Raw genomic sequence first — 7449 nt, 5'->3', positions numbered from 1 at the left:
CTCAGATCGCTGCTGAAGCCGTCGCGCTACAAGGCCGTGCATGGCGGCCGCGGCTCCGGCAAGTCGCACGCCTTCGCCGAGCTGCTGGTGCGGCGCTGCATCGAGGCGGCGCCGGTGCGCGCCGTGTGCATCCGCGAGGTGCAGCGGTCGCTCGACCAGTCGGTGAAGCGGCTGGTCGAGGACAAGATCCAGGCCCTCGGCGTCGGCTCCGCCTTCCGGGTGCAGGCCGACCGCATCTATAGGGGGGTGATCAGTTTTAGACGGTGACTGAAACCAAAAATCGTCCCTAACCCATTGAAATAAAAATCGTCCCAACGATCGCCGTGTTGGAGGTGCTTTTAGACGGAATGCGCGAAACTGCTCATATCGGGCGGTCAAATTTAGACGGTTCGGTTGACATCACGGGCGCTTTGATCGGGCTTGTAGATCCGAGAGCGTCGAGCCCTGTGCTAGGCGCAACTGCTCCTCGGGTGACCACTCCTCGGCTACGGAGGCCGTGGCCGTGGTCCCGACCGGGCCTTTGGCCCACACAGCAATTACCAACAGGACGCCTACCGGCAGCAGGAACGCCACGAGATCCGACCCGGTGAGCGCCCTGACGCCGAACCCCAGGGCGACGGCGGTACAAATAAGTCCCAATGCAAGCAGGAAGCGACGAGCGGCGGATAGGGCCGTCCCGGCTCCGAACAAGAGAATTGCTGCAATCAGGGCAAGGATCAGGATTGTCATTCCCGCCTCACTAATATCTATGCGACCTGCCGGCCGTAGACCAGCAACACTTGGCCAATGACTTCGAAATCCTCGATCTCGTCGACGTCCAGCATCTCCGGGTCGAAATCCCGATTATCAGAGAATGCGAGAAGGTGGCGAACACCTAGTCGAAAGCGCTTTACCCTCATCTCACCCGACATCCGGAAGGCGTAGACCAAATCCGACCGTACATTGTTCTTCGACATATCGCAGATGACAATTTCGCCATGCTGGATGGTCGGGTTCATTGATTTGCCCTCGGCGCGAAAAGCGACGAGGGTTCCAGGATTTCCGCCGGCCTCCGCTACGGTGCGCCGCGGCAGCGGGAGATGCTCAACGACATACGCGTCGTCTATCAATCTCCCGCTGCCCGCCGCTACGGCAACGTCGTAGAGTGGCACCAGTACCTCGTCCGGCTCCGGAACCACGCCATGACGGGACGGCGCTGCTTCGCTGGGCTCCCGGCCAGTCGCAAGCCATTCGATGGATCGCCCTGCCCGTTCCGCGATCAAGGACACAAATGTCCAGGGCGGCTCGCTCTCCCCTGAAAGGTAGCGACTAATCTGCTTGACGGATTTGTCCGTCAGCGCCGCTGCGGCTGACTGACCGCCCAAGTCCCGAACCAGCTGCTGTAGCCGCGCCCTAAAGGCCTGCTCGCTTTTGGTCTCAGCGTCCGACATTTCAGTGCGCGTGCCCGAAAGCGCGCAAGAGACTGATTTGTCTCGGATTTCTGCCGCAGGACAAAACAGGCCGCTCATCACCTTTCGGATGGACGTTTTTGTCCTCGACACCTGGACACATGTGTCCTACCTTGCTTGCCATGTCAGACGCGGCCTCAAGCATGAACATTCCGAAAGAACCCGCCGAGCGGCGGGTTTGGATCGTGGGTCAACTTCGCCTGCGCGGGTCGAGCCTGCGGAAGATCGCCGACAGGCTGGGGGTAAGCCACCAGTCCTGCTCGATCGCCCTCATGGCGCCGTCCGAGCGCATCGAGATCGCGATCGCCGAGGAGCTGGGGATCTCCGTCCAGGCATTGTTCCCGGATCGGTTCACGCCCGAAGGCCGACGGCTGCCGCAATCACGACCATGGAACCGTAGCACGGGCCGTGACGCCGCCGAACGTCAATTGCGGAGGCTGGCGTGAACAAGCCAGGCGCAGTAGCCGACCTGTTCGGCGCCGCGCCTAGCTCGGCCGAGATCGCCTATGCACCAGAGGACGTCCGAGCGGCGACGCTCAACGGACAATTGTGTCGTGCCATTTCGACCAGCCTTAAGGCGTGTGGCCGGAGCCGCGCGAAGGTGGCTGAGGCTATGTCGAGCTACCTAGGCGCGACGGTCAGCGAGGCGATGCTCGACGCCTACGCAAGCCCCGCGCGAGACTCCCACGTGATCAGCTGGCCGCGTCTGATCGCGCTGGCGCATGTCACTGGCGATGCCCGTCTGTTGTCCATCGGCCTGGAGCAGTTCGGCGTGGCGCTGATAGATCGGCGCCATCTCCCGTATGTCGAAATGGGCATCCTGGAGGAGGAGAAGGCTGAACTCTCGCGGCGTCAGGCGCGCCTGCGCCGCTCTGTTCGGGTGGGCGGCCGATGAACGAGCGATTCCTAACCGCTCGCGAAATCGCGGATCTCAAGCTGCCAGGTCTGGCCACCAGCGAGCGCAACATCCGGAAGTACCTGTCCCGCATCGGGGCGCCCGCGATTAGGCAGGATTCGACCGGAGGTCGACCAGCCTATGCCTACCCGATTTCGGCGCTTCCCGATGCTGCTCGAAGGGCTCTTGCTCGGCGAGCGCTGCAGGATCCGGTTATGGCACCGGCTGCGTCTGTGCCGGCACCGGCTCGCGCCGACCGTCTCAAGGCTTGGCAGCGCGAGACGATGGACGCGCGTGCGACCCTGCTCGCCGAAGTTGAGCGCCTCCAGCTCGCCGCCGGTCTGACCCGGGGGAAGGCTGTCGAAACCCTGGTTGGCATGGCGCGTGATGGGGCGCTGCGTCCTGACCTCGCCGCTGCCGTGCCGCTCGCCAATGCCCGCGCCGGGAAGGGCGGTGGGCGGACCCTGTGCCGAGCCACGGTCTACAACTGGTTCAAGGAGCGGGACACCACCGGGGCCGTCGCCCTGGCCCCGCGCGACGCCGCCCCGGCCCGGCCAGTGGTGCCGGAGTGGGTGCCCTCGTTCTGGCGCCTCTGGGCACAGCCCCAGAAAATGTCCATCGCCCATTGCCTGGAGCGGCTCGGCGAGCTGCTGCCCGCCAATGTCGCGGCGCCGAGCTACGACCAGGTCAAGCGGTTCCTGCGCCAAATGTCGGTGGTCGACCGCAACCGCGGCCGGGTCGGGCCGCGCCAGCTCAAGACGATGCGGGCCTATGTGACGCGCGACTTCGGCGACCTCTGGCCGACCGCCATCTACGTCGCTGACGGCCACACCTTCGATGCCGAGGTGGCGCACCCGGTCCATGGCCAGCCCTTCCGGCCCGAGGTCACGATGGTGGTCGACGTCGCGACCCGCGTCATCGTCGGCTGGTCGATCGGCATCGTTGAGAACACATGGGGCGTCGCCGATGCCCTGCGCCACGCCTGCGAGACGTGGGGCGTGCCGGCGCTGTGGTACGTCGATCGCGGCAAGGGCTTCAACAACGCCTATTTCGACGGCCCGCACACCGGCTTCCTGGCCCGGCTCGGCGTCCACAAGGAAAACTCGCTTCCCTACAGCTCGCAGGCCCGCGGCGTGGTCGAGCGCGTCCACCAGTCCTGCCTGGTCCGCGCGGCCAGGGAGCTGCCGACCTATATCGGCGCCAAGATGGACGAGGAGGCGAAGCACCGCGTCCACAAGCTGACCCGCGCCGATATCAAGATGATCGGCCGGTCCCGCCTGCTGATGTCGTTTGACGACTTTCGGACCTATGTCGGCGCCCATGTCGCCGCCTACAACGGCCGGCGCCACAGCGAGCTGGGCATGTCGCCGCTGGACCGGTGGGAGAAGCTCCTCCGCGACCAGCCCGACACGATGATCGATCGCCTGGCGCCGGAGGAGGCGGCGGATCTGTTCCGCCCGACCGTCGAGCGCGTGGCACGGCGCGGCCAGGTCGAGCTGTGGACCAACATCTACTTCCTGCGGGACCTGGAGCATCACCATGGCGAGACCGTCCAGGTCGGATTCGACCTGCACGACGCCAGCCAGGTCTGGGTCCGTGACCAGGCAGGGCGCCTGATCGGCGTGGCCAGGCTGGACGGCAACAAGGTGCCGTACATGCCCGCGCTGACCCGCGCCGAGCGGGAGCAGCAGATCCGCACCAAGGGCCGGCGTGACCGCCTCAACCGCGATCTGGCGGTGGTCGAGGCCGAGCTGAACGGCGGCCCGGTGCTGATCGAGCATGCCTCCCGCACGACGGTGGACGAGTTCTTCCTGAACGCGGCCCGCCAGCAGCTCGACGCGATGGAGACCGTTAGCGCGGCGCCGACGCCGGCCCCCGCTAACGCCGCCGAGGCTCCCACGCGGCCCATCTTCGGCACCGATCACGACTTCGCCGCCTGGCTGGCCGTCAATCCCGGCCAGGCGACCTCCGCCGACCTGGCGTGGCTGAGGCCGCGCCTGGCCGACCCTCACTTCCTGCTGCTGCTCGACGCCTGCTCGATCGACGTCGAGGCGCTGAAAACCCTGTGCAGAGAGGCTGCCTGATGAAGCCCGCATTTATCCCGAGAGTCTCCAATGTCACGGCCTGGCTGGGCGCCTTCGAGGCGCTCAAGAACCGCGGTGCGTCGGAAAGCTGCCTCATGCTGGTGGACGGCGAGCCCGGCCTAGGCAAGACCGGGACGGCGGTCTGGTGGGGTGTCCAGAACAAGGCGATCCATGTCCGCGCCAAGCAAGGCTGGACCCACAGCTGGTGCCTCAGGGACATGTATGCCGCCGCCACCGGCCGGCCGGCCCAGACGCGCGACACGGCGAAGCTCTTCGACGCGGTGGTCGCCGCGCTGACGGCCCGCCAGGCTCAGGCAGCCCGCATGGGGCACGCCACCACGGTGATCCTGATCGATGAGGCCGACCACGCCGTTGCGGCCGGCCGGGACGTGGTCGAGGGCATCCGCGACATCACCGACCACCTCGAAATCCCGACCGTGCTGGTGGGAATGGACCGAATCAGGAAGCGGCTGGACCGCTATCCCCAGGTGGCGTCGCGCATCAGTCAGAAGGTCGAGTTCAAGCCCCTGTCCCTGGACGATGTGCGGGCTGTGATCGCCGGCATCAGCGAGGTCGAGGTCAAGGACGATCTGGTCGCCCACACGCATCGGGCCAGCGGCGGCTACATCCGCGAGCTGAAAGAGGCCGTGGCTTCGATCGAGCGCTTCGGCCTGCGCCAGGGCGGCGCCGCGGTCGGCGTGGATGCCATGCGCGGCCAGGTGTTGCTGCACAGCCGTGAGACCGGCGCGCCGGTGGTGGTGTCCTGATGCACGTGCTTCTGGAAGCCCTCGCGGCCCCCGGTACCTGCGTCCACATCGACCAGCTGCCCGATCTCCTGGGGAAGAGCTACCGCGATGCCTGCAATGACCTGCGGCGGGCCTATGCCGCCGGGCTGATCGAGCGCGCGTCGGAGGGCTGCTACCGGCTGACCGAGCGCGGCCGTTCCGAGGATGCCGAGCCCCTGATGCTGGTGGCGGCCCCCTGCAGCACCGGCGGTGCCTGGGACGCGACCGATCGGAACCGGATCTGGGCCGCCATGCGGCAGCTCGGCAAGTTCTGTCGCGCCGACCTTGCCGTGGCCGTCGCGCAGCCGGACAGCGACCGGAAAGCGCTGGAGAACTCGATACGCCGCTACGTCGCCCGGCTAGTGGCCGTCGGCTACCTCGTGCCGCTGACCGGCCGCGTCAAGGTCGCCGCTCGTCCCAACTCCGGCCAGAGGCGCTATCGCCTGGTCCGAGACACCGGCCCCGCGAGCCCCCTGGTGCGGCGCGATGGGTCGATCTTCGACCGCAACCTGGGCCAGACGGTGACCGCCGATGTCCAGGCCGATTGATCCCGCCGTGCTGGCGCTGCTGCGGGCCGAAGCAAAGCGGCGCGGCAGCATCCAGGCCGTGGCCAACGTCATCGGCCGGAGCCGGACGGCGGTGTCCCTGGCTCTGTCCGGCAAGTACCCGGCCGCCGACACCGGCCGGTTCGAGGCGGCGGTGCTGGCCGCCCTCGACCAGGTGGAATGCCCGTTTGTCGGCGAACAGGTGCAGCGGGACCGCTGCCGCCAGGCGCTCGGCCCTTGTCCCACCCATGCCCCGCATGCCGCCGCCCATTGGCGCGCCTGCCAAGCCTGCCCCAAGAAACCTCAGGAGGAGAGTTCAGATGTCTCGGCTCGTATCGCCTCTTTCGAGTGAGCTGCATGTGCTGCGGCGCATGCTCGACACCCGGCTTGAAACCCGCATGCCCCTGACCATCGCCGACGTCGAGCGGATGGTCAAAACCCTGCAGGCGATGGAAACGGCAGCCGTCGAGCTGGAGGGCCGGCCCACCGTCAACGTCTCGGAAAGGACGCTGGACCTCGCGCAGCGCCTGCAAGCCGCGGGGATCGTGCCGTGACGTCCCGCCTTATCGGCAGCGAGGTCAGCTTTCAGCTGGCTGGGCATGGTACGGTCCGCGGCATCGTCCAAACCTACCGCCAACTCAGCGACTCTCGGTTCGCGGTCACGGCGCTGAACGGCAACGAGACTCTGTCCGGCATCGTGGACAAAACTCCCGATGGGGACGTCGCGACGGTGGTCGATGACGCCACCGCCGACCGCATCGCCTGGGCGATCCTCGACGGGCGTGACGTCCGGATGCCGATCGGTCGCCAGATGCACGCGCTCGCCGCGGCATGGCTCAGCCGGCGGGGGGCGGGTCGATGAAGCTCCTCGGCCTTCTGTTCCTCGTGGTCTGGGTCGTCGGCCTCTCCGGTGTCGTCGCTGGCCTCGCCTGGCACGCCTATTGGCTGCACGGGGTCACTGTGATCCGCCGGCAGTTCCTCGCTGAGATCCTGATCCTCATCGCACTCCTCTCCCTCGTGCTCTATGGCCCGCATTTCGTGGGCCTGGGCACCCTCGACCGAGCGGCCCCATGACGATGATTTTGCCCGAAGGCGTCCGCGCCAGCGTTCGCCTCTTCCTGGTCGGCGCGGCCGGTGAGGAAGTGACGATCGAGATCCCGAACCTCCAGTACCTGCCTCCGATTCCACGCCCGGCGGATCCGGTCGCCTTCCTGGCGATGTGCCAGGCCCATTTGAAAGCCCCGGTCAAGGCGATCGGCGCCTGGCGGTTCATGACCGACCGGGAGGTCGACGCCTTCCTCGCCCGCGAGAGGGATGAGGACGATGGCTTTAGCCCCCACGGGTCCGGCCCGGTGCCGGTCGAGCGCCGCCATGACTGACCTCGCTCTCGATCCCCTGTCCGCCGGGATGGGCCTGACCCCGAACCAGGCCGACTGCATGCGCGTCATCCAGGAGCTGATGGATCAGTCGGGAGTTTGCCCGTCGTATCAGGAGCTAGCCGACGAGCTGGACCTCCGATCCAAGGGCGCGATCCATCGGCTCATCACGACGCTGGTCGACCGCGGCTATCTGCGCCGCCATTCGCGCCAGAGCCGCGCGCTGGAGATCCTCCGCCGCGTCCCCCTGCCCACCGTCGAGCCGACCTTCGTCCTCTCCGCCGACCTGGCGGAGCGGCGCGGCCAATAGGAGCGA

Annotated in this window: 14 protein-coding genes; 12 read left to right on the top strand and 2 right to left on the bottom strand. The window is 67.1% G+C overall.

The genetic code is table 11. The features are described from left to right. Positions 1-267, top strand: a 267-nt coding sequence (locus P409_RS02915) for a phage terminase large subunit (RefSeq protein WP_202964530.1), incomplete at its 5' end; no start/stop codon positions are given. 132 nt (positions 268-399) lie between these two features. Here the strand turns inward: P409_RS02915 and P409_RS02910 are convergent. Further along, positions 400-729, bottom strand: a complete 330-nt coding sequence (locus P409_RS02910; RefSeq protein WP_034831546.1) for a hypothetical protein — start codon at positions 727-729, stop codon at positions 400-402. A gap of 17 nt (positions 730-746) precedes the next feature. Beyond that, the gene (locus P409_RS36845) at positions 747-1508 is read right to left on the bottom strand and encodes an XRE family transcriptional regulator (RefSeq protein WP_081991174.1); all 762 of its coding nucleotides are present in this window, start codon (positions 1506-1508) and stop codon (positions 747-749) included. An 83-nt stretch (positions 1509-1591) separates the two neighbouring features. Between P409_RS36845 and P409_RS02900 the strand changes: the two genes are divergently transcribed. The 11 genes from P409_RS02900 (at position 1592) to P409_RS02850 (ending at position 7443) form a co-directional block, all read left to right on the top strand. Continuing rightward, a complete protein-coding gene (locus tag P409_RS02900; protein WP_161790335.1) occupies positions 1592-1894 on the top strand; it encodes a helix-turn-helix domain-containing protein in 303 nt (100 codons plus the stop codon). Next, entirely contained in the window at positions 1891-2343 is a 453-nt protein-coding gene (locus P409_RS37720) for a hypothetical protein (protein ID WP_152613217.1), read from the top strand. The genes P409_RS02900 and P409_RS37720 overlap by 4 nt, the downstream gene beginning before the upstream one ends. A gap of 377 nt (positions 2344-2720) precedes the next feature. Next, on the top strand, positions 2721-4427 hold the full coding sequence (locus P409_RS02890; RefSeq protein ID WP_161790334.1) for a Mu transposase C-terminal domain-containing protein: 1707 nt from the start codon (positions 2721-2723) through the stop codon (positions 4425-4427). Continuing rightward, positions 4427-5194: an AAA family ATPase gene (locus P409_RS02885; protein WP_034831545.1), complete on the top strand. Its 768-nt coding sequence runs from the start codon at positions 4427-4429 to the stop codon at positions 5192-5194. The genes P409_RS02890 and P409_RS02885 overlap by 1 nt, the downstream gene beginning before the upstream one ends. Beyond that, positions 5194-5760, top strand: a complete 567-nt coding sequence (locus tag P409_RS02880; RefSeq protein WP_034831544.1) for a hypothetical protein — start codon at positions 5194-5196, stop codon at positions 5758-5760. The genes P409_RS02885 and P409_RS02880 overlap by 1 nt, the downstream gene beginning before the upstream one ends. A 7-nt stretch (positions 5761-5767) precedes the next feature. Beyond that, on the top strand, positions 5768-6109 hold the full coding sequence (locus P409_RS37715) for a hypothetical protein (protein WP_202964529.1): 342 nt from the start codon (positions 5768-5770) through the stop codon (positions 6107-6109). 19 nt (positions 6110-6128) lie between these two features. Next, entirely contained in the window at positions 6129-6311 is a 183-nt protein-coding gene (locus tag P409_RS37710; RefSeq protein WP_161790333.1) for a hypothetical protein, read from the top strand. Further along, positions 6308-6619, top strand: a complete 312-nt coding sequence (locus P409_RS02865; protein WP_034831541.1) for a hypothetical protein — start codon at positions 6308-6310, stop codon at positions 6617-6619. Before P409_RS37710 ends, P409_RS02865 begins: the two co-directional genes overlap by 4 nt. After that, positions 6616-6831: a hypothetical protein gene (locus P409_RS02860; protein WP_152613215.1), complete on the top strand. Its 216-nt coding sequence runs from the start codon at positions 6616-6618 to the stop codon at positions 6829-6831. The genes P409_RS02865 and P409_RS02860 overlap by 4 nt, the downstream gene beginning before the upstream one ends. Then, entirely contained in the window at positions 6828-7136 is a 309-nt protein-coding gene (locus P409_RS02855) for a hypothetical protein (RefSeq protein WP_034831539.1), read from the top strand. The genes P409_RS02860 and P409_RS02855 overlap by 4 nt, the downstream gene beginning before the upstream one ends. Continuing rightward, positions 7129-7443, top strand: a complete 315-nt coding sequence (locus P409_RS02850) for a LexA family protein (protein ID WP_052119954.1) — start codon at positions 7129-7131, stop codon at positions 7441-7443. Before P409_RS02855 ends, P409_RS02850 begins: the two co-directional genes overlap by 8 nt. The last annotated feature ends 6 nt before the right edge of the window (positions 7444-7449 follow it).

Origin of the sequence: Inquilinus limosus MP06, assembly GCF_000767795.1 — a bacterium.
In the GTDB taxonomy this organism is placed as follows: domain Bacteria; phylum Pseudomonadota; class Alphaproteobacteria; order DSM-16000; family Inquilinaceae; genus Inquilinus; species Inquilinus limosus_E.
Note: the sequence above shows the minus strand (reverse complement) of the source record. Positions and strands in the feature narration are given on the sequence as shown.